The organism is Flagellimonas myxillae (genome assembly GCF_023502235.1).
GTDB lineage: Bacteria > Bacteroidota > Bacteroidia > Flavobacteriales > Flavobacteriaceae > Flagellimonas > Flagellimonas myxillae.
On record NZ_JAMFLY010000001.1, the window covers coordinates 254184 to 280184 of the forward strand.

24 protein-coding genes and 1 other RNA gene are annotated in these 26001 nt (G+C 41.7%); 6 read left to right on the top strand and 19 right to left on the bottom strand.

Annotated features, from left to right (window positions below):
* Nucleotides 1-113 precede the first annotated feature (113 nt).
* The 6 genes from M3P07_RS01215 to M3P07_RS01240 form a co-directional block, all read right to left on the bottom strand.
* Nucleotides 114-938 carry a hypothetical protein gene (locus M3P07_RS01215; protein WP_249968071.1) on the bottom strand — a complete coding sequence of 275 codons (825 nt, stop codon included), beginning with the start codon at nt 936-938 and terminating at the stop codon, nt 114-116.
* 35 nt (nt 939-973) lie between these two features.
* Nucleotides 974-4000: a choice-of-anchor D domain-containing protein gene (locus M3P07_RS01220; RefSeq protein ID WP_249968072.1), complete on the bottom strand. Its 3027-nt coding sequence runs from the start codon at nt 3998-4000 to the stop codon at nt 974-976.
* 197 nt (nt 4001-4197) lie between these two features.
* Nucleotides 4198-5754, bottom strand: a complete 1557-nt coding sequence (locus M3P07_RS01225; RefSeq protein WP_249968073.1) for a LytR/AlgR family response regulator transcription factor — start codon at nt 5752-5754, stop codon at nt 4198-4200.
* Complete coding sequence (locus tag M3P07_RS01230; RefSeq protein ID WP_249968074.1) at nt 5699-6433, bottom strand: hypothetical protein; 735 nt, start codon at nt 6431-6433, stop codon at nt 5699-5701. Before M3P07_RS01230 ends, M3P07_RS01225 begins: the two co-directional genes overlap by 56 nt.
* Nucleotides 6434-6478: 45 nt before the next feature.
* A complete protein-coding gene (locus tag M3P07_RS01235; RefSeq protein WP_249968075.1) occupies nt 6479-7483 on the bottom strand; it encodes a hypothetical protein in 1005 nt (334 codons plus the stop codon).
* Nucleotides 7484-7741: 258 nt separating this feature from the next.
* Nucleotides 7742-8053, bottom strand: a complete 312-nt coding sequence (locus M3P07_RS01240) for a hypothetical protein (protein WP_249968076.1) — start codon at nt 8051-8053, stop codon at nt 7742-7744.
* A gap of 100 nt (nt 8054-8153) precedes the next feature.
* Between M3P07_RS01240 and M3P07_RS01245 the strand changes: the two genes are divergently transcribed.
* Nucleotides 8154-8381 carry a transcriptional regulator gene (locus M3P07_RS01245; RefSeq protein ID WP_249968077.1) on the top strand — a complete coding sequence of 76 codons (228 nt, stop codon included), beginning with the start codon at nt 8154-8156 and terminating at the stop codon, nt 8379-8381.
* Nucleotides 8382-8433: 52 nt separating this feature from the next.
* Here the strand turns inward: M3P07_RS01245 and M3P07_RS01250 are convergent, their stop codons facing one another.
* The 4 genes from M3P07_RS01250 to ssrA all read right to left on the bottom strand — a co-directional run bounded on the left by M3P07_RS01250 (nt 8434) and on the right by ssrA (nt 10520).
* The gene (locus M3P07_RS01250) at nt 8434-8958 is read right to left on the bottom strand and encodes a hypothetical protein (RefSeq protein ID WP_249968078.1); all 525 of its coding nucleotides are present in this window, start codon (nt 8956-8958) and stop codon (nt 8434-8436) included.
* Between the two features lie 415 nt (nt 8959-9373).
* Nucleotides 9374-9658 carry a DUF2188 domain-containing protein gene (locus M3P07_RS01255; protein ID WP_249968079.1) on the bottom strand — a complete coding sequence of 95 codons (285 nt, stop codon included), beginning with the start codon at nt 9656-9658 and terminating at the stop codon, nt 9374-9376.
* Between the two features lie 91 nt (nt 9659-9749).
* Nucleotides 9750-10163 (bottom strand): GIY-YIG nuclease family protein, encoded by a 414-nt coding sequence (locus M3P07_RS01260; protein ID WP_249968080.1) that lies wholly within the window; start codon nt 10161-10163, stop codon nt 9750-9752.
* Nucleotides 10122-10520, bottom strand: a transfer-messenger RNA (tmRNA) gene (gene ssrA, locus M3P07_RS01265). The genes M3P07_RS01260 and ssrA overlap by 42 nt, the downstream gene beginning before the upstream one ends.
* 516 nt (nt 10521-11036) lie before the next feature.
* Here ssrA and M3P07_RS01270 point away from each other — a divergent pair.
* Nucleotides 11037-12242, top strand: coding sequence for an NAD(P)-dependent oxidoreductase (locus tag M3P07_RS01270; RefSeq protein WP_249968081.1), 1206 nt, complete (start codon nt 11037-11039; stop codon nt 12240-12242).
* 22 nt (nt 12243-12264) lie between these two features.
* Here the strand turns inward: M3P07_RS01270 and M3P07_RS01275 are convergent, their stop codons facing one another.
* From M3P07_RS01275 to M3P07_RS01300, 6 genes are all read right to left on the bottom strand, one after another.
* Nucleotides 12265-13383 (bottom strand): Sb-PDE family phosphodiesterase, encoded by a 1119-nt coding sequence (locus M3P07_RS01275; RefSeq protein ID WP_249968082.1) that lies wholly within the window; start codon nt 13381-13383, stop codon nt 12265-12267.
* A 135-nt stretch (nt 13384-13518) separates the two neighbouring features.
* Nucleotides 13519-14874, bottom strand: a complete 1356-nt coding sequence (creD, locus tag M3P07_RS01280) for a cell envelope integrity protein CreD (RefSeq protein WP_249968083.1) — start codon at nt 14872-14874, stop codon at nt 13519-13521.
* Nucleotides 14875-14876: 2 nt separating this feature from the next.
* On the bottom strand, nt 14877-15386 hold the full coding sequence (locus M3P07_RS01285; protein ID WP_249968084.1) for a Coq4 family protein: 510 nt from the start codon (nt 15384-15386) through the stop codon (nt 14877-14879).
* Between the two features lie 43 nt (nt 15387-15429).
* The gene (locus tag M3P07_RS01290; RefSeq protein WP_249968085.1) at nt 15430-15726 is read right to left on the bottom strand and encodes a winged helix-turn-helix domain-containing protein; all 297 of its coding nucleotides are present in this window, start codon (nt 15724-15726) and stop codon (nt 15430-15432) included.
* A gap of 1 nt (nt 15727) precedes the next feature.
* Nucleotides 15728-16336: a hypothetical protein gene (locus M3P07_RS01295; RefSeq protein ID WP_249968086.1), complete on the bottom strand. Its 609-nt coding sequence runs from the start codon at nt 16334-16336 to the stop codon at nt 15728-15730.
* A gap of 82 nt (nt 16337-16418) precedes the next feature.
* Nucleotides 16419-17333, bottom strand: coding sequence for a transglutaminase domain-containing protein (locus M3P07_RS01300; RefSeq protein WP_249968087.1), 915 nt, complete (start codon nt 17331-17333; stop codon nt 16419-16421).
* Nucleotides 17334-17420: 87 nt separating this feature from the next.
* Here M3P07_RS01300 and M3P07_RS01305 point away from each other — a divergent pair, with 87 nt between their 5' ends.
* On the top strand, nt 17421-17786 hold the full coding sequence (locus M3P07_RS01305; protein WP_249968088.1) for a DUF1801 domain-containing protein: 366 nt from the start codon (nt 17421-17423) through the stop codon (nt 17784-17786).
* Between the two features lies 1 nt (nt 17787).
* On the opposite strand, the gene kdsA is transcribed toward M3P07_RS01305, so the two are convergent.
* Nucleotides 17788-18606, bottom strand: a complete 819-nt coding sequence (gene kdsA, locus M3P07_RS01310) for a 3-deoxy-8-phosphooctulonate synthase (RefSeq protein ID WP_249968089.1) — start codon at nt 18604-18606, stop codon at nt 17788-17790.
* A 72-nt stretch (nt 18607-18678) separates the two neighbouring features.
* On the opposite strand from kdsA, the gene M3P07_RS01315 reads away from it, so the two are divergent.
* Nucleotides 18679-19236 (top strand): hypothetical protein, encoded by a 558-nt coding sequence (locus M3P07_RS01315; protein ID WP_249968090.1) that lies wholly within the window; start codon nt 18679-18681, stop codon nt 19234-19236.
* A gap of 97 nt (nt 19237-19333) precedes the next feature.
* Complete coding sequence (gene typA / locus M3P07_RS01320) at nt 19334-21133, top strand: translational GTPase TypA (protein WP_249968091.1); 1800 nt, start codon at nt 19334-19336, stop codon at nt 21131-21133.
* Here the strand turns inward: typA and ppgK are convergent.
* Nucleotides 21130-21903 (bottom strand): polyphosphate--glucose phosphotransferase, encoded by a 774-nt coding sequence (ppgK, locus tag M3P07_RS01325; protein WP_249968092.1) that lies wholly within the window; start codon nt 21901-21903, stop codon nt 21130-21132. The two genes, typA and ppgK, sit on opposite strands and share 4 nt — an antisense overlap.
* A gap of 185 nt (nt 21904-22088) precedes the next feature.
* Nucleotides 22089-22772 carry a cell division ATP-binding protein FtsE gene (locus M3P07_RS01330; protein WP_249968093.1) on the bottom strand — a complete coding sequence of 228 codons (684 nt, stop codon included), beginning with the start codon at nt 22770-22772 and terminating at the stop codon, nt 22089-22091.
* A 209-nt stretch (nt 22773-22981) separates the two neighbouring features.
* On the opposite strand from M3P07_RS01330, the gene M3P07_RS01335 reads away from it, so the two are divergent.
* Nucleotides 22982-25999: a tetratricopeptide repeat protein gene (locus M3P07_RS01335; RefSeq protein WP_249968094.1), complete on the top strand. Its 3018-nt coding sequence runs from the start codon at nt 22982-22984 to the stop codon at nt 25997-25999.
* Nucleotides 26000-26001: the final 2 nt, after the last annotated feature.

The window sequence follows — 26001 nt, forward strand, 5'->3', positions numbered from 1 at the left end:
TTGTTTGGGTTATGGAGGAAAGGCTTAACTCATCATTTAGACCACTCAAGGACTTCAAATAGATGAAGTGCTCCAGGAGTTTTCGACACGGTTAGCCAGAATGGAATTGCGATTTATTCGCACTTTTTAAGATGACGATCAAGAGCCGTCTGCAATTCGTTTATGATTAGATGGTCATTGGTCTTTTTAGCTTGTTCCAGTTTCTTCTGGAGCCTATCGATATTCTTTTGGCATTTACTGGTTTTGATTTTTGGAGGCTTAACCGACTTTTCGGACGTTTCGGATATTGGGTTTGCTTCCATATTTTCCGTTTTTGCCCTTTCTTTTGCTTCAGGCTTTTCTACATTGACCAATACGTCTGTTTTAACAGTACTATTTTCTGCCGATTCGGTTTCAATTGCTTGTTTTGCTGCTTCTTTTTCAGGGATGAATTGCTTTACCGGGTTAGGTAGGAATTCACCAAGTTCTACACGTTTGGCCAAATCGTCTATTTTGGATTTGCTGCTAAAATTTGGATATGCTGAATACACTACTTTCCGTTGTTGGGCCAAAGTGGTTTTAGAGGAAATGGCGCTGATCAACTCTTCAAACCGCAGAGCTTCCTGTTTTTTTTGGACCTTCTTTTTTACCACCGCCACTATTGTTGTAAACCCTTTACCACGAGTTTCGTTGACACGGATTGGAACACCCGTGCTTTCAATGGTAAAACTGCAATCCAAACATGCATAGGGGAATACAATACCTTCATTTTTTAGGTGGTTACCTGAAAATTCTCCCTCCGAAGTTTTAAATTTTTCAATGATGATGCTCCCTGGTTTAAGCTTGTTTCCCATCATTTCAAAAGTGCCTGAGAAACTGTTGTTGGATAAAAAACTCTTTTTCTGTCCGTAATTGAACATAGAACTAAGTAAGCATGCAGTTAGAAATAGTTTTTTCATGGGTTCGATTCAAATCAAAAATGTGCGTGTTGAGTTTACTGCCTCCTTAGTGTTAGGAAACCGGTAGCTTTATTTTTCCAGCCCGCGGTGCCACCACCCTCGTATTCAGATTCATAAGGCCCTGTGAAACTGTCTGTGTTCTCATCATAGGTTCCAGTATAGGTAAAAGTTCGGTCGGTGAAAAAGAAGCCGTTGCTTCTACTCACAATGTTGATATTGACAGTGGTTCCGTCAAATGTCCATTCATTTGTTACCACAGTATCTGAGTTGCCATTTCTTATATTGCTAAAGTCCATTATTCCGCAAATCATTGTCTGGCAGAACCCGTTAGGATTGGGAATAAAAACATAGGGCCTTGCATTTTGATGGTTGATACATTGTGTGTCATTACTGGTATTCGTAGGTTCACATGTTCTCACATCCCATTCCGGCATCCAATCCCCGTCCAATATGTTAGTGTTGTCCTCTTTTTTGCTAGCAGTATAACTCACTGTAGCAAATTGATTTAGGTCTATTGCCTCAATATCAAGAGCTCCATTTAGCGTTGTAGTGCTTGTTGTTGGATTAAACTGAGCCGTTACGGTCCGCATTTCACCAACCTCCAATACTGTTCCATTGCTCCAGTTGGTGGTAATTTCATCATGTTGGGGTGTTACGGAAAAACCTGCGGATGCATCAAGATTATTAGTGATGGTAAAGGTTCTGACCGAAGGGAAATCGCCTACTTCAACTTCCCCAAAATCCAAAACGTCAGGGTTGACAGAAATTTCCAGTTCCACACCTTCACCCATTATAGGTAATCGGATGGGCGTCTCTTGGGATTCCGTATTGTCCACTACGAATTCACCGTTGAAAAATCCGGCACGGTCAGGTTTGAAAGTTATTGTGAATTCCCGACTATCTTGCGAAGCAAGTGTGATTCCAGATGGATTGGCCAGCTCATTGTCCAGGGAAGTTGTGTAACCACCTTCAGCTTCGTTGGTGAACACAAAACCGTTGATTCCAATATTGATGTCTGTTGGGTTTGATATTCGCAATAATTTCGTTTCGCCTGTTTCTGAATTGACGTCCACTTTTCCAAAATCCAGGTCGTTTGGAGTGGATAAAACCTCTAATTGAAGCCCTTTATAACCATCCCCCCCCAGAGCTACCACAACATCCTCTTGGTCGGAGTCGGTTTTAAATATCAGGGAGGTGTTGTAATCTGCAAAATCATCTATTGGATTGAAAGCCACCTGAATAGAAACGGTCTCGCTGGCGACGAGGGTTTGCTCTGGAATGTTAAACGTATAACCATCTATAGAGGGCACTTCGCTTAGGATAAGATCCACATCAGATTCATTGGTCAGGATAATGGTTTGCGGTTCGCTGGATTCCCCCACCAAGATGTTTCCAAAATCAAGCTCCGTTTTATCTGATTTAAGGGCATTGACACCGTTAGCGAGTACTTCTAGTTTTGAGGTGCCGTTTTCTGCCAAATCCGTGATAACCTCAAACTCCCCAGAAAAGTCATCAACGGTTTGCGGGTTAAAGATGATTGTAAAATCCATGGAAGTACCATTTTCCAATTCCATGCCCTGATTCGGGATTTCAGGACTGCTTGTAAAGTCAGTTTTAGGGAATTTGAACTCGGTAATCTTAAAAGGTGCTTCGCTGTTGTTTCTTATAGTAACGGTTTTGTTTTGAGGTTTCCCAACTGGAACTCGGTTAAATTCCAACTCACCAGATAGGGTCACATCCTTGCAATTGACCACTTCGCCGGTAGATTTGTCTATGCAAAATTCAATTTTGTTTTTGTATCGGGCCCAATCTATGACCAGAAGACCAAATTCCGCTGCATTGAATAGTTCTTTCACTTTGACTACACTGGAAATTAGCAGCTTTAGTCTTTCGCTTTGGACCAGGGGATGATTACATTGATTTAGAACATTGCCGACCCCAACGGTATTATCCCTTAAAAGATTGAGGTTATCGTCTAGAAAATCGCTGTTGGAAATTTGGTTTCTAGAGATTTTTTGAAAGGTTTGATTGATATTCTGAAAAGCGAACTTGCCTAGAGCGTCGAGGCATTGGTCACTGGAGAAGGCACCTTTTAAGGAACTGCTTACCAATCCCAAAAGGCTGATTAGGATTTTACCGGCATTTCTATTAAAAACTGCATTGTCTTCTGCCGAGTTATCAAATTCCAACCCATTCTTTGCAATGATGGAATATTGCTGATTGTTGGGTATGTCAAAACTCACCTGGGTTTCTTCAAAGCCACTTAGACTTATGATGCGACCAATTTGGTCCAATGCAAACAAGTTTTTATTGACATCGGGAAGGATTTGCACTGCGTTGGAGCCATTTTCGCCCAATAACCTTATCCCATAGGCCATGCTGTTGTCAATGTTTTTAACCGTTAGGGTATTACCCTCTGTTGAAATGGCCAAAGGTTCTTTGAGTTCGTCTATCAATTTTGACGGTTTTGATTTACCGGCATTCGAGTCCAGAACCTTATTTATAAGATTTGCCAAGGAAGATTGTACCAGTTCGTTGTTTAGCAAATCAACATTTTCTTTAGAGACTTCGATTTCAATCCTAGTCTGTAAGGTTGTGAATTCGGGCATGCGCTCTATCTCGGTCATTACCTGTTTTTTAAGCTCAGTGGATAAATCCATGGCCCAGGGATGCATGAGCACTAGTGCTTGGGCAGTGCTACTGGAATTGAGGGTGAAGCTTGACGGATTGGTTGGATTAACAAAGCCAAAAAGAACAATATTCTGGTCAAGATCGGTCACAAAGGTCAATTCAAGACCGTCCCCGTTAAAATACTCCACGCTTGTGTTCCCAGCCGTAAGCGATGTATCATCTGTAAAGAGACCAGAGACTATAAGGTCAGAAGGGCTCAATTCGGCATTTGGAGGTAGTTCTATAGTAAGATCAACCAGGGTATTTCCATCTTGGGGCACTATTCCTTCAGATCCATCGTCAGTCCCTCCGAAAGGATTAGGATCGGAGGTGTCTGGTAGACAAGAAAAAAGGGTGGTAACAACAGTGAGAAATAGAGCTGCTTTTTTCATAATGGCTTTGACTTTGCTAAAGCGAAAACTACAAAAGAAGCGCTTGCGGCAAAATACCCATTGTTGGGTATTTTATTGATTTTCAACGAGTAAACCAGCAGTTGGTGGAAAGGTCAAGTAAGTTGACACTGTTCTAGGCATAAAAATATGGTTACTTTGGAAAAGCCAAAGATTGGCAAAGAGATATAGCTAATAGGTTAAAAACCCTCTTTAAAGCTTCGGGATATGGGAAGGATTTCGTTGTTGTAGATGATCAGGCTCTTGGCGTTTACCTGCTTGATAAAATTTGAGTTGACCACATAGCTTCTATGGCACTGTAGAAAATTTGGTGGCAATTCCTCTTTGATGGCTTTTATCTTACCGCGGACCAAATGATTTTTCCCATCACTAAGGAAGAGTTTGAGATAATGATCTTCGGCTTTGATATACATTAAATCGGCAATGTAGATTTTGGTTTTATCCTTGAGTACAATATGGTTTTTAATGACCAATTGTTTGAGTTCATCCAACTTTTGAAGGGTTTCCGATTTTTCTTCTTGGAGCTGTCCACTTTGCTTTTTATAATTCCTGAAAAGATAGTAGAGGATTGCCAGGACCAGTAGCAAAATACCTAGTATTGGCAAAACGGTATTCAGATTACTTTGTAATTTTTCAGCTTTCGCATTAATTGAATTTACTTCACTGTCAAGGCGCATCTTTGCAACTTTTGAGGCATGATCAATTTGGCTGAATTTATTTCGGATTACCCTGCTTTTTTCAGAAAAGTAGAATGCACTATCCAATTGGTTCAATTTTTCATAAGTACTTTTCAACCATACATATCGGTAAGAGTTTAAATAATCAATTGTTTTGCCACGCAAGTTTTGGTTAATTTGAAGCAACGGAAACACTTGATCATATTTTTGCTGCATAAAAAATATGACCGCCATATTGATCTTTATGGACTCCCTTAATGTGTGGTAAAGACCTGTTGATTGCCCTGCTATTAAGTCCAAAGCTTTCTTATGGTGGCTCAACGCCCTGGGGTAATCTTCGAGGACCAAATCATAATAATTGCCCAAAATTTTATGGGCCATTGATTTGTAATATTTGGATTTAATAAGGGGAATTATTCTTTTGATGTTGGCAATGATTTCCTCTCCATGAATGAATTTATCCCCATCAAATCCCATATCGGCTTCCAAGACCCAGAAAATGTATTTTTCCTGTTCGTCGTAAATGTTGTTTTTATATGTGGTTAGATAGTGTTTTGGATAATCTTCCAAAACCAAAAGCCTGTCATTATAGATAAGAATGGCCTTTATTACTTCACATGTGAGAACCTTATTCTGCTGCGAAATGGATAAGTTTAAAGCCCTATCAAGATAAGATAGGGCCTGGGATTCATTGTTATAGGTGTTTAGTAATAGCTGTAAGCCATAATTTAAGTTCTGAATTGTAGAATTCGGGTTTGGTCCACTTGAATTGGGCTTGGATTCAATCGTATTAAAATCGATTCCATAATTTTTATACGTGTTTAAATACCTATTCAACTCATAACTGATCGACTCATCATTGACCTTAGCTATGACCGATTCTGAATGCTGAAAATCAAAATGCCTAATCTCTTTTAAAACTTGGTCTAAAATATCATCCTTTGCGAACGAGAGAGCGGTAAAAGATGAGAAGCAACAAGCAATCAAAAAAACACCGAATCCTTTACAACCTAAATTGAACATAGGCAGGTCTGCATTTATAGGTAATGATTTCTCCATTTTTTTCGTCAATTTCAAAATCCCCGAAATTGTGGCCTTTGGGCAAAAAGACAGTTCCATCAGGCCTTTGGAATTTTTTGATATACAGTTCATCACCATCTCTTTCATACTTGTAACTATCAATGAAGATATTATTGTTGGTGCTGTCCTTTGGGTCAAAAATATTGGTGGGCAGATTATCATAGTATACAAGTACCCGCAATAAGTAATTTGGATTTATCCAGCCACCCATTAAGGACGACCAATCCGTGTTATCAGCGTAATCCTTATAGTTTAGAATACTTGGCTGTTTTCTTACCTTGATGGGTTGTGGCTGGTTGAATTCCACACAGGCATGTAAAGCCCTCACATGGACTTTTAAAAGATAGATGGGTTGATCAATAAATGCATCATAGATAATATCAACTTCTTGATTTAGTTTTACTAAACCCAAGGTGACATCCCCATAATAGTTTTGTAAAAATAGATCGCAAGACTCAGGATAAAATTTGACGTCATCGCCACCTCCCGTAATTTCACCGTTGAATTTGGCATACAAACAAAAGAAGGTGTTGTAATTCTGGGCTGGTATCAGCATTTGCATTTTTTGAAGCTTTCCATCTTTATTTCTTTCTTCTTTGGAAAGGTTCATTAAGGTTTGGTCATTAAGGGTAAACGAGGTTCTTAGGTTTTGATGCATACTTTAGAATTTAAGGTTACTAATTGGTTTTCAAATACGTTTCGATTAAATAGCAATTTCCAACGATAAGGCCCAATAACTCTGGTCAGCAAACCCTTTGGATGGGTCTTCTCCATTTTGATGGATAATGCTAATGGCCGGACTTATGTCTCTGTTATCGATTTTTGCCGGAAAGGGTTTATAAGAAACCGAGAAGGTCCATAGCGAAAATGAATTGCCTAGTTCTTCCGGTCTTGCAATCGCATACCTTTGTTGAAGGGAAATGGACGAGGAGAAAAATTGGGTGTCCTTTTTGGATAGGGCAAGGCCCAAAAGTGCCTTGCTATAGGTGCGAAAAAAATTTCCGTTAAAACCCGCATCGGGATTATTGTAGACATAGTCATACTCCAATCCGACCTTTGTATCGGTAAGGATGGTCAATGTCCCATTCAATAAAGGCTTAAAATAACTGGTTTTGACAAGCTTTTTGTTTTTATTCAAATGGCTAAGTTGCGGAGAGAGGATAATGCTACTTTGAAAGCTCTCCAAAACATTTTCATGGTCATCGCGATATGCAAGAATTACGGCTATTGGAACATTGAATAATCTACTGTCTGAATGGTTAGTTACAACATCTTCATAATCCAACCAATTCTGAACATAAGATACACCAGTTGTAAAATTATTCTGTTCCTCATCGATCAAGGTGTTTCGATCATACTGTACATAGGGGGCAATAGATCTTTTTGTATAGAGTAGCATACTGTCATTAGCGGCCACCTTTGAGAAGGAATACAGGAATCCGGCATTTACAAGAAACGAGGAACCTTTTTCCCTAGAGTTTGTAAAGCTCAAAATAGCCCCCTTTTTGGCTTTTTTGGATCCATTGTCCGCAAAATAATCTTGTATGGATTTCCGAAATATATAGACTCTTTTATGCTGTAAATCCAATGGGGTTGCCAAAAGATTAAATGATCTACTATCCTTTGTGAATTGTCTTTTTGTTACATATTGAGCCTTCAGGCTGGATATCATCGCGAACAAACAAACAAATAGTATTAGGTGCTTCACAACTTTTGGGTTTTGGTTGGCGATGATAAACTTCCCAGTAAATTAGTGAAAAGAAAAAAAAATGTCGTGAATTACACGACAAATAACGTGAATGGTGTGGTGTTTTGGTTAAACCAACCCTGGTAAGAAGGAGGCTAACCGCCAAATTAAACTTTTGAGTATAAGAGTTGTATAAATTTCGGGTTCTAAATGTTGGACGAAGAATCAAAAACAAGAGGGGGTAGCACGCTAATCTTTAACTGTAGTAAATAATCTGGCTCACTTCATCTGCTCCCGTACAGTATCCAAAAACTCGGCTTCCTCAAAAGGAATCAGTTGAGCTGCCACCTCCAAAACGGCTTTAATATGCTCATCCGGTTCTAAAATATCTTGGTGGTTGCCCGAGTTGGAGTTGTCCAACGCCAAAATACAGATGTTAAGAAGCGATTCCAATTTAAAAAGCAGGTCGCGGTAACCCTTTACCCGTAAACGGGTAAGCGAATAATCCTTTTTTTGCCGCTCTAAGGTTCCAAAATAGGCATCAACCGGGAGTTCCAGGTCATCAAGGTTGATCTTTTTCTTGTCTTTCATGGGAAATGATTTGGGATTGCTATTCAAAGATAATCATAATCTTCCGAATGCGGGCGATAGTCCGCACTTTATTCATAGCTAAATTCTTCCTTTGTTTACAATGGAAATAAACAAAGCCATTTGTAACTATATTTCATCGGAATGGATTGCTAAAGCCAAATCCAAACGAGCTTTTGCCTTAGACCATAATATTGATGAAAAAATCGTTAGAAAAATTTCTCAAAAGAACGGTTACAATATTCCATTAAAAACCCTCCACAGAATTTGTGAAGCAAGAGGAGTAAAACTTTCGGATTTTTTCAAACAAATTGAACTTCTACAAAGCTAGTTTTCAGTTTCTTGGCTTTAATAGGTGTAGCTTAAAGGTTTTAAGCCTTATTCTAAAAAATTCCTGTTGAAAGTAACAATCCATTTAGCTTATTTCTTAATTCCTCATAATTTAGTTTTGTATTGTTCAGCTTTAAATAATTGGTTTCGTCCAAAAATGATTCGGTCATTATATCGTTCAACTCTTCGGCAAGAATTTTGGAATATTTCAGATTATCTATTAAATCGTAGATTTTGGAAACATAAAACCCTGTAAAGTCTACAACATTCTTCTCATCTGCATAGTTGGACATGTATGATTCCAAATGTCGGATGAATCTTAAGAGATGGCTATTATTATTATATAATGTGCTGATAGCCTTCCCGATTTTTCGGTTATAGTCGATTTTGGTTTTTTTTAGGTACTCTGGATTATTAAGATGTCTGCTAACGAACGCTTCGTAGTCCCGGTTGAGAGCAATAATTCCGCTGATACTTCCCCTGTGGATTCTACTGTCAGATTCAACTACTGTGGTCTCAATTTCTTTAAAAAGATAGATAAGTGTATTTAAAGCTTGCTCTTTTCTAATCAGCTTCATTTGTATATCATGATTTCTTCGCTGGTCTAAGTTGGCTCTTATTTGAGCTACGAAAGACTTATAGACCAAAAAGGCAGCTAACAAGTTAACGAATGGTGCTGTAATACCCCCGATTGTATCTCCAATTTCTCCAGTGTTGTCAAATGTAATTCCCAAGAAGGTAGCCCTTGTAAAAATAAATGGTGCGCAGATAATCAAAAGTAAAAGCAAAATGATAATGGTCAATTCATATTTGTTAAAGTGTATTAGTGATTTTGTTGGATTCATTTCGAGTTTTTAGGTTGCTTTGGTATAAAATACCTAATAATATTATAGGAAAAATTTTACCATTCCTAAGCTAAAGCAAGATTGCATCTTATGGTAAGACAAATGGTTTCTTAGCTTGAGCCTAGATTCAACCTAACTTATGCTTTGGTTAGTCGTTGTAACTAATCCGCTCCCGTATCCCGCCACTGGCCCTATGGATAACAACGTCTGCCTTATATTTTTTGGCCAGGCTTTTGGCCTTTCTAATCGCTGTACTCTGTTTGCGGTGTTTGCTTGTAATGCGTTTGTTGCCCTCGCGGCGTACGGCCCAACCTTCTTCATAGGGCACCACATGTTGGTGCCATGTGCGACCTCGCTTATTCCCATTCTTACTGTTGATAAAAACCTCAATAAGCTCAATCAGGATTCGTAACCAAGATTTTCTTTTGGACATTGGAGTACTAGATAATCTCGAAGATAATGGTAATCAATGAAATAGTGAGGCCCTCCTTCACTTTTCGCTTTGCTCAAAACTACGGGGCGCGTTAAACCAAGCGTTTGTTCCTAAATGCTATGCCGGAGCCGGACTTTAGATATTTTTCAAATGCCAGGGCCTTGTATTTGTCTGTAAAAACTATGTAAGTGATCAAAATAAAGGGCAATCTATGTTTGGTGGATTTTACCTTACCATCATTGTGTTCAGAAAGTCTTCTGCTTAGATTACCGGTAAAACCCGTGTAATAATTTTTATCCTTGCATTTCAATAGATAAACTGTCCAACCCATAATAGCAGATATTGATACGGAACTTTGGTGGACCGGGTCCACCGAAGCCCGAGTGTTGTAAATAAAAAGAGGTTGAAAAGTGAAATAATGCCCTCCTTCGCTTTTCGCTATGCTCAAAGCTTCGGAGGGCGTAGGTGGAGCCGGGGAGAATCGAACTCCCGTCCAAACAAGCAAAGTCAATGCTTTCTACATGCTTAGTCTATGTTCAATTTTCGATGCACAACCGACCAAAGACCGCCTATTGTACACTTAGCTTCTTAAAGTTTTAGTGGTACTGCCAAAGCGAGCCGTACCCTTATGTTGACTTTTATGGTGCTCCAAAACGGATCGCCGTCAACAAGGGCTATCCAGGAACATCTCGCTTCCCTACCTAGTAAGGACGAGGCAAATCCTACTATAATTCAGATTATGCGGCAAGAGCGTAATTATTATCGCCAATTAAAAGTGTGGAAAATGAGTTTAACGAGCTGTATCCCAGCGCTCGACATGCTTACATTGCCAATGGTCTCGCTGTCAAAACCAGTCGGCCCCTTCAATGAGATAGCAAATCTATGATTTGCGTAATCGAATTGAATCCCGAACTTGATTCGGGATAAACCTGGTGAAAACCACCATCCACGATTTGCGTAATCGAATTGAATCCCGAACTTGATTCGGGATAAACCTGGTGAAAACCACCATCCACGATTTGCGTAATCGAATTACGTCCATCGAACCTGCCTTGCGCAGGGAAGATGGACAAAATCCTCTCATTTTTTTATCAAAGAACTAACGTCACTTCGAGTGTCCCAAACTTGTTTCGGGATGTATCGAGAAGTGGGCGTTCCCCTTTTTGCTAAAACTCCAAAGGGTTGGGCTTTCGGTGGTACATGGTACCTAACCTCTATCCCTAACGCAAAATCATACAAATTCCGTACGTTTGCCATGCCTTTAAAACTAGACATGGCCCGCAAAGGTACCCCAAAAAGCATTCCAAAAAAAGTTTTGAAATCCTACAGTCAAAATGTTATGTTTGTAACATTGGTGAATAGAAAAGTTATATAATTAATGAAATTCGGAATTATTCAGGAGCGAAAATCTCCGCCGGACCGTCGTGTAGTATTATCCCCGGAAGAATGTAAAAATGTGTTGTCAGCCTTTCCAGAAGCACAGATTGAAGTGGAAACTTCCCCAATCCGGGTGTTTACAGACAAAGAATATTCCGAAAAAAATATTCCCGTGGTTCAAAGCATGAATGGTGCCGATGTGCTGCTCGGGGTTAAGGAGGTACCCATAGATTCGCTGATTCCAAATAAGAAATATTTCTTCTTTTCCCATACCATTAAAAAGCAACCGTACAATAGAAAACTGCTCCAAGCGATTTTGGACAAGAATATTGAACTATACGACCATGAGGTCATCACCAATTCGAAGGGACAGCGCTTGGTGGCTTTTGGACGGTATGCCGGAATTGTTGGAGCTTACAATGGTATGCGTGCGTATGGCCTAAAGTATGGGATTTTCCAATTGCCCAAGGCGGAGACGCTTACAGATCAGCAGGCATTGATCTCGGAGCTCAAAAAGATAAAATTGCCCAATATCAAGATTTTGCTTACCGGCAGGGGACGGGTAGGGAATGGTGCCCGGGAGATGCTCGATGCCATGGATTTGAAACGGGTAAATGTGGGAGAATATCTTGCGGAAACCTTCGAAGAACCGGTCTATTGCCAAATAGATGCTTCGGAGTACAACAAAAGGAAAGATGGGGTTCGGGGCAACAAGGCCGATTTTTTTGCCAATCCCGAAGCCTATAAATCCAATTTTTTTAGGTTTGCCGAAGTAACGGACTTTTATATTGCCGGGCATTTTTATGGCGATGGCGCGCCCTATCTATATACCCGGGAGGATGCCAAGCACCCAAATTTTAAGATAAAAGTAGTGGCCGATGTAAGTTGCGATATTGATGGTCCGGTAGCTTCAACCATTAAACCGAGTACCATAACCGACCCCATTTATGGTTATCATCCCACATCGGAAAAAGAAGTTGATTTTAGGGATGAGGATGCCATTGCTGTAATGGCGGTGGATAATCTACCCTGCGAACTTCCCCGGGACGCCAGCAACGGATTTGGCGAGGCTTTTTCTAAATATGTGATCCCGGCTTTTTTCAACAATGATGAAGATGGGATTTTAGAACGCTCCAGAATGACCCAAAATGGAAAACTCACCAAGCAATACTCCTATTTACAGGATTACGTTGATGGCCTGGAATAGTTGACTAATCTTCACCTGCGGACTATTCCGTACCAACTTCAATTTCCCATTCAATGGTTGGATGTTGTTTCGGGGCCATATACGTCCCAACAGCCTCCAAGGATAGCGTAATATTTTCCTTTTTCTCCAATGTTTTTATCTGCAATGTGGTACTTCCTTTGGCTGGAACGGTAAACAGCGGCGGATGGGAATAAAATGTATAAGGCATTTTGTTCTGGAACAACAAGTCGCTGCTGGAATTGTTGGTTAGCGTAACCTTCAAAATGGAGGTCTTGTTGATATAAGCAATATCGCTGATTTCGATACAGGCTTTCAGCAACGGCTTAAGATACTCTTCCTTGCCTACCAACAATTCGTCGAACACGGCCACGGTCCTACCTGCCAAAAGAGCTTCTTTCAGGGCCGCTTTGGTTCTTTCTTTGGCAAAGACCAAGGTAATGGGGCGGGAATGTCCCTTTTCTTTAAAGTGCCAATCTATGAGACCATGGATATCACTGGTTCCCATGATGGTAAGGTTGTTTTCCAAGGCCATAGCTAAAGATTCCTCAGCATAATCCCCATCATTGATCACCTCAATTCCATGGAGTTCGCCATTTTTGATTCTTTCCTTTTGGAAGTCGCTTAGTTTGGGGTTCCCATTTGGATTTTGTGGGTACCATGCCGGATGGTTCCAGAAAACGAAGGCATCTTGTTTTTTTGCCGAAGCAAAGGCGTCCTCAGCTTTGTCCACCAAAAGCTTGTTCGCATCCGTGACAAACAGGGCATTGCTATGTCCAATTGGGGCTCCCCGGGTAATCTCCGAACCAGAAATAACCATCAAATCGTGGGATTTAGCCTCATTAAGCGCAATTTGATATGCTCTATTTCGATCAGGATGCGGTATATCTTCGGAATGGGGCTGGTATTCCAAATGCTCCGTGAGGGATACAGCATCCAAGTTATCCCGGAGGGCTTCCATAATCCTGATGGTGGGCCAAACATTTCCATCTGAAAAAACAGTGTGTTGGTGAAAGTCTGTGGTCAAAGTCTTGTACCCAGAGACATCCGGAAATGAAAAAGCGCGAGTGCTTTTATGGGAATGGTCCTGGGCATTTAGTGACAAACAAATTAAAAGAGCAAGGGAAAGAACTTGGATTTTCATAAGGTTGGTTTTTTCAAAAATACAAATCAGAAGGATTGCCTAAGCGCGGATTACGGTTATTTCTGGGTTAAACCGAAACTTTTTTGTAAAAAAATCCGCCTCGGATACACCAAGGCGGATTCCGACCTAAACCAACTATTGACCTCCAGACCAATCAATTTTTCTTGAAGTAAACATAATGGTGCCCAATATTAAAAATAACCCTATGCTTCCCACTAGCAAGGCGTAGTCTTCGAGCTGTATGATCACAAAAATGAAGGTGTACAAACTGAACATGGAACCTAGAACAAGCCAAGTGAACTTTGTATTTTTCAGAATGGATCGCGAATAAACACTGATCAAGGCGACCACCGAAAATCCAGAGACCAAGTAGGCAAAAAAGAAGTTTTGGTGTTCGGATATCGAAATCAACAAAGTATAGAACATTACCAAGGCCAAACCAATCATTAAATATTGGAATGGATGGATGGAAATTTTACTGCTGATTTGAATTAAGAGAAACACCAAAAGTGTGAGTCCAATGATCATAAGGCCGTATTTACTGGTACGTTCCGTTTTTTGGTAATCGTCCACGGGTACAAGAAACTCGGTTCCAAAGGCATAGTCGGATAAATCGGGAAGCTTGTCATAGAAATATTGCCCAAACCTCCGATTGGTTTCCAGTACCTTCCATTGGGCGCTAAAACCTTCCGGACCAATTTCCTTGCCCTCCACACTAGGGAGGAAATTTCCATTAAAACTGGGGGAGTGCCAATTGGATTTCATAGATACCCGGGTCTCTTTACCGATAGGCACAAATTGGAAACTCTTACTCCCGTTGATGTTCAGAAGGGAAATAAAAGGAATTGGGGAATCCCGAAGCAATTCCAAGTTCTTTAGATGTCCAGATTCCAAAGTGTTCATATACGAATGGTCAAACTGGGGTTTTAATTCGTAATCCTGGGTTCCCAAGGTCACCTTTACCGTACTTGTGATACCTTTTAGATTACTGGTTTTATAGAGTAGCGTGGCCTTGTCCCAAAGAATGTTTTCTGGTTGGATCTCTTTGTCTTTGATATAGGCTTCGAGCTGGGCAAAGCTTCCGCTGATTTTGGTGTTTGCATTGAACACAACGGATTCATAGATGCCACGTTCCAGGGGTTGGGTCTCCACTTGGGAGTCCATATCCAGTTCCCAAGGAAAAAAATAGGCTTCGTGCCGTACCGGTTTTTGTGTTTTTACAAAGGCTTCAGCCTTGCTGTCAAATACCTTTTCTTCGACAAATACATGGTAGGGTAATTTTAAAATGGGTCCGTTCAACACAACCTGTTGCCCCCATTTGGTGTTGATTTCTTCAATGACCTCGTGCTGGCGGACGCCTCTTTCCCGGATAAGATCTTTTACAAATGCCAAGGGAATCAGTAAGATCAGGATCAGAAATCCCACCACAAGCATTTTTGCTGAAATCGAGGTTTTGAACCAGTTTCCGATTTTTTGTTTTTGCGTATTCATAATTATAGGGTTTTAGAAATGGATAATTTTTTAAAAGTTGGCTTTGGACAAGTCCCAAAGAAGACACTTCGCAGCTCCGTCAAAGAGGCGGTAAGTAGTTTTTCAAAGTCCAATTGGTAAAAGGCATTGGCCTTTTTTCCTTTTTGATAGCTCCTTAGGTAATACCCGATATACTCGGGAAGCAATAGGGTTCCCAATACGATGGCGCCTAGGAGATAGGGACTTCGTTTTCCATTGCCGAAGCATAAGTATTGTAGGGCAATTTCATCTTCCACTTGGGTGCCATATCCGGTTAGTACGTGGTACACATCGTGCCGTTCCACCTTGGGGATGAGTTCAAAATTGTGGGCGGTTAAAAATTGCCCGAGTGCGTAACCCAGGGAGTGGGATGGAAGCTGCAACAGGGCCTCCCGATCCGTTTGCCAACCCGGATGGTGCTTGAACCACTGGGTGTAGCGTTTTTGGGAATTTTCAAACAGCCATATAACAAGATGTTTTCTTAGTTTTTTCATTTTTAAAAGTACTTTGAAATACAAAGTGAAGTAATAAAAAAATTTATGTTTGATTTTTAATGATATGTTCCAAGGCCTGAATATGTTTTTTAAAGGACAGCTTGCCCAATTTGGTCGCGGAATAACGCGTATTGGGCTTTTTGCCGATAAAGGACTTTTCGATACGGATGTATTCGGCCTTTTCCAAGGTTTTGGTATGACTTGCCAGGTTCCCGTCGGTAACCTCGAGCAACTCCTTCAATCGGTTGAAGTCGACTTCCTCATTGACCATGAGTATAGACATGATCCCCAACCGAATGCGATGATCAAATAGTTTGTTGATGTTGTCTATAAGACCCATGCTATTGCTTTTCCTCCTTAAAATAAATCAAACTCCCGTAGATAATGTGCAAAAGTCCAAAACCTAATACCCAAAACCAAAATCCATAGCCAGGGAAGGCTGCACAGACCAATCCGAGTGCTATTTGAAGATAGCCGAGGTACCTTACCTTACCAATGGTGTACTTGGATGCATTTACCAAGGCCAACCCGTAAAAAATGAGCATCAGCGAAGCTGTAAGTCCGTAATGTTGGCTGTTTAGTTTTATCAGGATATAGATTCCACCCGTGAGCAAGGGAACCAAAAAATTGACCAAAAGCCTACGTGTGGTTTCGTCCCATACTTTTTCGTTGTTCTTTTTGGCCTTTTTGGCACTGAGCAAATATGCAGTAACCGAGCTCAAAACCGCCACGGTCAACAGAATGCCAACGATCATTTTAAAGTTCCAGCTGTGCACGGTTAGGGGGGCTTCCCTTTGGGGGATAAGATAAAAGTATGCTACGGCAGCGCCGGTTATTGCATAGAGGCCGGCCAGTATCCCGGAGAGGCCACTAAGGGAAATAAACCGTGAGGAACGATTCATCATGTCCTTTATTTGAGAAATGTCTTCCAAGTATTTTTTTGATTCCATTTTAAAGTACTTTGAAATCCAAAGTTAAATGATTTTGTCAATCTACAAGGCTATTTTTCTTTTTTTTAAGATTTTCGGATGTTTACTGATCTAGCTTGAAGGCTATAATGGGTTTTTTGCCTATGTACAATATAAGTTGTTGCCCGTTCTTCAATTCTTCATCGATTTGCAGTTTGGAAACGAAGAGATTATCCCCTTGCCTTTCCACGTCCATGTTTTTGATTCTTCCTCTTTTTTGATCAGAAAAAATGCGGTATTTCAATTGATTTCTTTTTGGAAATTTTTCGAACGCAAATTCCAGCTCCAAATTTTCAGTTTGTTTAATCAAACCCTCCGTTAATGGGGCAAGCTCCACTTCTTTTTCAAAATAGGCCGGTAAAAAAATAGGTGCGGAGAAAAAAGTATTTAGCGATATGGGCTGTTCCAACAATTGCCATCGTCTTTTATCCGGAAAATGTTCCTTTATAAATGCCCCAGGGGCCGTGTCAAAATAGTGGTCATTGAATTTAGGGACAAAAACCTGTTTTGCCACATCTACGAAGCCGGCTGCCCATGTGGGATCCATCAACTTCCATTCGCTTTTTATTTTTACAGCGTTCCAAGAGTGGTTTTTATATACTTTTTCGCCATTTAGGGCCCTAATTTCCTCTTTGGCAATTCCCTGTATCACCTTGGATTCAAGCCCGAAGCGGTCGTACAATTCTTTTAAGATCATGGAATAATCAAAACAGACTCCCCTTCTGTTTTTAAATGCCTCTTTTGCTTTTTTGGCCCAAACCTTGTCCAATAACCTTACCCTTCCCCGTTCCGAATAGTAAATGATCTTTGTCTTCGGACTAAAAAGGTCGTCCAATGTTTTGCCGTAGCTAATGTTGCTGGCCACCCACACAAAAGCGGCCCTGACACGGTCAATATCATAAACAAAATCTGATTTGATTTGAGCGGCGAGTAAATCAATGCTCTTAAAATGGGGATAATCCAAGACAATTTCGTCCACTTCATCATAGTTTTGCGCAATACAAAACGAGGAAATACACATAAATATGTAAAGTGCTATTTTAGGCATACGCGAGTACATAAAGATATGAATCCTTCCGAAACCTATATTTTAAATCAAAAAGAACCGTTCAAATCAATTTTGCTACAGCTTCAGGTACTGATCGAATCGACCATCCCCCAATTGGAGCTTAAATTTAAATATCGCATACCCTTCTATTATCTTGAAGGGAAACCGTTTTGCTATCTTAATGTGCCTTCCAAAAAGAACTTTGTGGATGTAGGGTTTTGGAGTGCGGCCCATCTAACGGTCCACACCGACAAAATGGTGACCGAAGGTCGCAAGGTGATGAAATCCCTTCGGTATTCGGAATTGGATCAGTTGGATGCCCAAGTGCTTATCGAGGTACTACAAAATGCCATGGAAGTCAATCACAAAGGGTTTTGGAAGTGACTTAAAGCGCATTTATCGTTTTTCTAATAGCAACCAAATCGGTAAGCAATTTTTCCAGCAAGCTTAAATCCAGCATATTGGCCCCATCACTTTTGGCAGTTGCCGGGTCAAAATGGGTTTCCATAAAAAGGCCATCCACACCAGCTGCGATACCGGCTCTTGCCATAGTCCCAATTAATGCCGGTCTACCGCCGGTAACACCAGAAGATTGGTTGGGCTGCTGTAGACTGTGGGTCACATCCAAGACCACGGGGGCGTACTGCTTCATGGTGGGAATACCCCTAAAATCGACCACCATGTCCTGGTAGCCGAACATGGTGCCGCGATCGGTGATCCATGCTTTGTCACTCCCCGAATCAGCGATCTTCCTTACAGCATGTTGCATACTTTCAGGACTCATAAACTGTCCTTTTTTTAGGTTGACCACCTTCCCGGTTTTGGCAGCGGCAACGACCAAATCGGTTTGACGAACCAAAAAAGCGGGGATTTGAAGCACATCCACGTATTCGGCAGCCTTTTGGGCATCAGACACCTCATGGATATCCGTTACCGTGGGAACCTTAAAGGTTTCCGAAACTTTTCGCAAAATTTTCAGGGCCTTTTCATCCCCAATTCCCGTAAAGGAATCGATTCGGCTCCTATTCGCTTTTTTAAAACTCCCTTTAAACACATACGGAATTCCAAGCTTGTCCGTAAGGGCGACAACATGTTCGGCTATGCGCAAGGCCATATCCTCGCCTTCAATAGCACAGGGTCCGGCCAAAAGAAAAAAATTGTCACTTTTTGTATGTTTTATCTGGGGAATTACGTCTAACTGCATGCGCTAAGGATTTGTGCAAAAATACCATTTTGGTAAGTATTGCTATCTTAGAAAGCACCAAATTAACCTACAATGCAGAGATTTATTATTTTTTTGTTCTTGTTGTGTGCAGGGTATTCCCATGCCCAGTACGGAATCAACTGTGAGGTGCGCCAACTTAAACTAAATGCGTTTAATCCAGGCCTCGAGTACGAAATGGCCCTGGGTGTTAACAGTACCTTGGATATTCGAGCGGCGTGGCAACTGGCCTTGGAACCTGCTGCCTTAGAACCGATGGACGAACTTGTTTTCTTTCCGGCCCTAACAGTTCAAAATAGGTATTATCATAATTTTAATGGCAGGCAAAGGAGAGGACGGGATATCTATGGAAACTCCGGTAACTATTTGGCACCAACGGTGGCATTGTTTGCTCCAGGAGAACGGGTTGTGGAAGGTGAAATGGTGAAGGATTTCCACGGTCTTGGAGGTCTAGGGTATGGGGTTCAACGAAGCTATAATTCCGGGCTGAGTTTTTCTGTGGATGTGGGAGCGGGTTATTATGTGGGTCCCTTTATGGGAACGGTGCTTCCCGTGGCCAATTTGAGTATTGGCTGGATCATCAACGAAAAACGATGGTGTGTGGGGAGGTAAAGTTTAAACTATCTCAAAATCAATAAGATAAAATTAACGTGTGGTCGCATTTTCAAGTAAAAAATAGCAGTATCTTTGCAGGCTTAAAAATCAGCTTATGTCCAAGATCAAGAATATTGCGATCATTGCTCACGTAGACCATGGTAAAACTACCTTGGTAGATAAGATCATGTACCATTGTCGTTTGTTTCGGGATAACGAAAACAAAGGCGATTTGATTTTGGATAACAACGATTTGGAACGTGAACGCGGAATTACGATTGTTTCCAAGAATGTTTCCGTAGTCTACAAAGACACTAAAATCAATATTATTGACACTCCTGGTCACGCCGATTTTGGTGGGGAGGTGGAACGGGTACTCAACATGGCCGATGGGGTTTTGTTGTTGGTAGATGCCTTTGAGGGCCCAATGCCGCAAACTCGTTTCGTACTGCAAAAAGCCATTGATTTAGGATTGAAGCCCTGTGTGGTGATCAATAAGGTGGATAAGGAAAATTGTACACCGGAAGAAGTTCATGAAAAGGTCTTTGACCTTATGTTTGAATTGGGGGCTGAGGAATGGCAATTGGATTTTCCAACCGTCTACGGTTCGGCAAAGCAAAACTGGATGAGCGAAGATTGGCAAAAGCCAACTGAAAATATAGAACCACTTTTGGATATGGTTATCGACCATGTACCTGAATTTAAACCAGAAGAAGGTTCAACCCAAATGCTGATTACCTCTTTGGATTTTTCCTCGTTTACAGGACGTATAGCCATTGGTCGTTTACAACGTGGTTCGCTAAAAGAAGGGCAGCAGATTTCTTTGGTAAAAAGGGATGGAAGCATTGTCAAAACCAAGGTGAAGGAGTTGTTCACTTTTGAAGGATTGGGTCGCCAAAAGGTTTCAGAGGTGGTCGCTGGTGACATTTGTGCGATTGTTGGCGTGGAAGGTTTTGAAATTGGGGATACCGTAGCGGATTTTGAAAACCCTGAAAAATTGAAGACCATCGCTATTGATGAACCTACCATGAGCATGTTGTTCACCATAAACGATAGTCCATTTTTCGGAAAGGATGGCAAGTTTGTGACTTCTCGACACATCAAGGAACGTTTGGAGAAAGAATTGGAGAAGAACTTGGCACTACGAGTAGAAGAAACTGACAGTGCCGATAAATTCATGGTTTTTGGACGTGGGGTTTTGCACCTTTCCGTACTCATCGAAACCATGCGAAGGGAGGGTTATGAACTTCAGATTGGTCAACCGCAGGTAATTATCAAGGAAATTGATGGCGTAAAGTGTGAACCTGTTGAGCATTTGACTATTGACCTCCCAGAGGAAGTTTCAGGGAAGGCTGTAGAAATGGTTTCCATTAGAAAAGGGGAAATGACGAGTATGGAGGCCAAAGGTTCCCGTATGTTATGCGAATTCGTGATTCCGTCCAGAGGGATAATCGGTCTTCGAAATCAATTGTTGACCGCCACTGCCGGGGAAGCTATTATGGCGCATCGATTTTTGGAGTACCAACCCTTAAAAGGAGATATTGCCCAGCGTATAAATGGGTCATTGGTCTCTATGGAAAATGGTACCGCAATCCCTTACTCCATTGACAAATTGCAAGAAAGAGGAAAGTTCTTTATCGACCCGGGAGAAGAAATTTACGAAGGACAGGTAATTGGGGAGAACTCACGTGGCGATGATATGACCATCAATGTGACAAAGACGAAAAAGCTATCCAATGTTCGTTCTGCGGGGGCGGATGACAAGGCCAAAATTGTGCCTGCGATAAAGTTCTCTTTGGAAGAAGCCTTGGAATACATCCAAAAGGATGAATACGTGGAGGTGACCCCAAACCATCTTCGCCTTAGAAAGATTTACCTTAAAGAGGTAGATAGAAAAAGGAATAAGGTAAGCTAGCTTTTCTCGCTGAGGTTCAAGTGCCCATGGTGCTGTTCGCGCAAACATGCAACAGCAGGGCCGATAATGCCCGCATGGTTCATTAGTTCCGCTTTGACCACCTCGGTTTCTATTGTGATCAAATGGCTGAACTCCTTCCATTTTTTGGAGGTCCCACCACCTACAATGATCAAGTCAGGCGCGGTAATCAGCTCCACATAGTGTAGAAATTTATTGAAGCGCTTGCCCCACTTTTCAAAGCTCAGATTTTCCCGCTCTTTGGCCGAAGCCGCAGCCCAATGTTCTATTTTCTTGAATTTCTTATAGGGAATTTGTCCCAACTCAAAATTGGGAAGAAGGATGCCATTATAAAATGCTCCACTACCTAGACCGGTACCAATGGTGATCATGATCACCAAGCCTTTTCGGCCCTTTCCAACCCCGTAGTTCATGGAAGCGTAGCCAGCGGCATCAGCATCATTGAGCACAGTGAATTCATGGCCGGTAGCCTGGGTAAAAAGCTCGTCTATGTTCACCCCGACCCAGCTTGGGTGTAAATTTCCGGCGGAGGTACAAACCCCATTTTTAACGATGGTGGGAAAGCCACAGCCTACCGGACCCTCATAATTGAAGTGATCAACAATTTGCCTGACAACTGCTGCCATATCATTCGGTTTTCGTCCTTCAGGTGTTGGAATTCGATGCCTTTCGGACACCATCTCTCCAGTTTCAGCGTTGACCAAAGCACCTTTTATACCCGACCCGCCGATATCAATACCAAGAATTTCCATGCGAGGAATGTAGATTTAATTTTGACAAAGAAACAAAAAACTTTTTGCCATCAAAGTGTTGATTTGTTGGAATTTCCAATTGTTGTTAACGACATTGTTCAGCGCTTTGAATGAATTGTCCACGGAACTTCAAGTGCTCTGCAAAGCCATGTCGCATTCGATTCCGAATTATGTATGGATAATCCTTAAACTGCCTTTTGGATTACTTCAAAGACCTTACCACCATCGCACTTTAAGGTTTTGTGTGGATATTTTAAGATTAGGGCGTAGTCGTGGGTAGACATAATAACGGTTCGTCCCGTCTGGTTGATATCTTGTAATACCTTCATGACCTCCACGCTGGTCTGGGGATCTAGGTTTCCAGTAGGTTCATCGGCCAAGATAATTTCGGGGTCGTTCAAGAGTGCCCTGGCAATGGCAATGCGTTGCTGTTCCCCTCCCGAAAGTTCATGCGGAAATTTGAAACCTTTGGTCTTCATTCCAACCTTATCCAAGACCTCCTCGATCTTGGCGTCCATTTTGGAATCGTCCTTCCACCCGGTTGCCTTAAGTACAAACCGAAGATTGTTGTTGATATTTCGGTCCGGTAGGAGTTTAAAATCCTGGAACACGATACCGAGCTTGCGTCTCAAAAACGGAATGTCCTTTTCCTCCAGGCTCTTCAAATTAAAGTCCACGATAGTGCCAGAACCCTGTTTGAGCGGAAGATCGGCATACAGTGTTTTCATAAAACTACTTTTCCCACTTCCGGTCTTTCCGATTACATAGACAAACTCCCCTTTTTTCACTTGTAGGGTGATATGGTTCAAGATGAGATTTTCATTTTGAAATACGGCGACATCTTGTAATTTTAGAATGGTTTCGGGCATGTGTTGCAAAAGTTTAAAAGATTAGGGTTTGTCCTTGTTGCATACAGGCTTGAAAATTAACTGGAAAAGTTGTTAAATCCTAAATCAAAGTTACCATGTTTAAAATTAATCTACTTCGCACTTCTTCCTTACACCTTTTAATCAAAAATATACTTTGGCTTAAATTTTGACGTTATGGTAACAGTCAATCGAGAACAGCGTAGAACACTATGAGTCGAAAAAACTTCCTTTTGGTTCCCATTTTTCTGGGAACGATTTCCATACTTTTTGCCCAAGAGACCGAGATTTATTCGCATGATAATAAAGCATTTCAAGATGCTTTGGCCTTGTACAACGATCAGCAGTACCAAGCTGCGCAAACCATTTTTGAAAAAGTAAAGGCATCTACCACCGATGGCGAGATTGAGGCCAACAGCGCTTACTATTCCGCAAACGCCGCAATTCGATTGAACCAGCGTGGGGCTGATAAAATGATGGAGGATTTTGTGGCGCGTTATCCCACCTCCACCAAACGCAATTCCGCGTTTTTGGATGTGGCCGACTATTATTTTGAAACCGGAAAATACCCCTATTCTCTAAAGTGGTACAAAAAGGTAGATCAATCCGCAATGTCATATGCCGATCAAGAGCGCTTCAATTTTAATAACGGATATGCGCTCTACGCCTCCCGTAGACCCAAAGTAGCAGAACGTTACCTGAGCAGGGTCAGTACTTCCCAAAAATACGGTTCCCAGGCAAAATACTATCTGGGTTATATCGCCTATGAGCAAGACGACTACGATCAAGCCAGCACCCGTTTTGATCAAATCACGGACCCTTCACTCAACGAGAAACTGTCGTACTATCAGGCCGATTTGAATTTTAAACAGGGCAATTTCGAGGAGGCCATTGCCATGGCCAAAAAGCAGTTGCCCAAATCAGATAGAAGGGAAGTTTCCGAATTGAACAAAATTATCGGGGAGAGCTATTTCAACCTTAACCAATATGAGGAAGCCCTCCCTTATCTGAAAAAATATAGAGGTAGAAGGGGAAAGTTAAGCAACACGGATTATTACCTCATGGGGTATAGCCATTACAAACAAGGTGATTTTGAAGGAGCAATCCAACAATTCAATAAAATAATAGGAGGGACCAATAGTGTGTCCCAAAATGCCTATTACCACCTTGCTGAATGTTATTTAAAGTTGGACAAAAAGTCGGAGGCACTCAATGCCTTCCGAAATGCTTCCCAGATGGATTTCTCGCCGGAAATTGAAAAGGATGCCCTGCTGAACTATGCTCGCTTAAGCTATGAAATAGGAAATGCATACGAGCCGGTTCCCCAAGTAATGTCCTCTTATTTGGAAAAGTACCCCAAAGATGAGCACCAACAAGAGATACAGGAGCTTTTGGTGGACTCCTATATTACTTCAAAAAACTTTGAGGGGGCCATGGAACTGTTGGAAAAAAACAAAGGATATGCCAGCAAGGAAACGTATCAAAAAGTCGCCTTTTACCGTGGGGTTGAATTGTTTATGGACGGGGATTATGAAGGGGCCTTGGAACGGTTTTCCAAATCGATTAAGAGTGCGGATAACCCCGTTTTTGAAGCTCGGGCACAATATTGGCGGGCCGAAAGCAATTATAGATTGAACCGATTTGAGGAAGCTTTATCGGATTTCACACTTTTCCAAAGGAACACTGCGGCAAAAGCCTTGCCCGAATATCAAGAGCTGGACTACAATTTAGGTTACTGTTATTTTAAGTTGAAGGACTATGCTACGGCAATTTCGTATTTCAAAAACGCCACTGCCTCTGATGCTTCAGGGGAGGAGCGGGCGAACGATAGCTATGTGCGTTTGGGCGACAGTTATTTTGTGACCAGTAAGTACAATTCAGCTTTGTCTGCATATAACGAGGCTTCAAAAATGAATGGCCCCGAAAGGGACTATGCAGCCTTTCAAAAAACCTTGTGCCATGGGTTTTTGGGTAAGAATGCGACCAAAATTGACGGACTCAACCAATTTTTGACGAGATATCCCAAATCCTCCTTGCGGGACGATGCCTTTTTTGAGCTTGGGAATTCCTATATCAAATCGAATAATGAGACCCAAGGCCTCCAGACTTATGATCGGTTGATCAGTGAATATAGTCGAAGCAAATTTGCACCACGCGCCATGTTGCGACAAGGGTTGGTGCACTACAACGCGAGTAGAAACGATCAAGCCTTGGCCAAGTTAAAGATGGTGGTTCAAAAATACCCTAATACCCAAGAGGCCAAACAAGCGGTTGCTACGGCAAAATTGGTGTACGTGGACGAGGGTAGGGTAAGCGAGTACGCCGCTTGGGTAAGAAACCTGGATTTTGTCGAGGTTACCGACACTGAATTGGACAATGCGAGTTTTGAATCCGCCAACAGGAAATTTGCCGAAGGTAAAACAGATGCCGCGATACGTGGATTTGAGGATTACTTGAAACAGTTTCCGACCGGGATACATTCGCTGCAAGTGAACTTTAATTTGGCCCAGCTCTATTTTGGCAAGGATCAAAAAGACAGAGCGCTTGAAAAATATCTGGTTGTGGCCAACAGCGGAAGTGGGGAGCACACCGAACAATCCCTGACCCGGGTTTGTGAAATCTATATTGGAAAACAAGATTATCCCAGTGCCATTCCGTACCTGGAACAATTGGAGGGTATGGCAGAAATTGTCCAAAACAGGACTTTTGCCCAGTCCAACCTTATGAAAGGATATTATGGGCAACGGAATTATGACAAGGTAATTTCGTATGCGGAAAAGGTCCTCAATGCCCCAAAAATTGACAATCGGATAAAAAGCGATGCCCAGATTATGATTGCCCGTTCTGCCATTGCCACAAACGATGAGCGTTTGGCCGAAACCGCCTATCAAGAGGTCCAGAAAATTGCAACAGGTGAACTGGCTGCCGAAGCTTGGTACTACGATGGGTATTTTAAAAACAAAAACCAGGATTTTGAAGCATCCAATGCTTCCGTCCAGAAATTGGCCAAGGATTATTCCGCCTATAAAGAATGGGGTGGAAAGGGCTTGATTATTATGGCCAAAAACTTCTATGCGCTGGAAGATGCCTTTCAGGCGACCTACATTTTGGAAAGCGTAATTGCCAACTTTTCGGAGTACGATGAAATAGTTGCCGAGGCGAGAGGTGAGCTTGCCTTGATAAAATCTAGGGAGGCACAACACAATTCATCTGTAGACCCGGGCAACTAAAT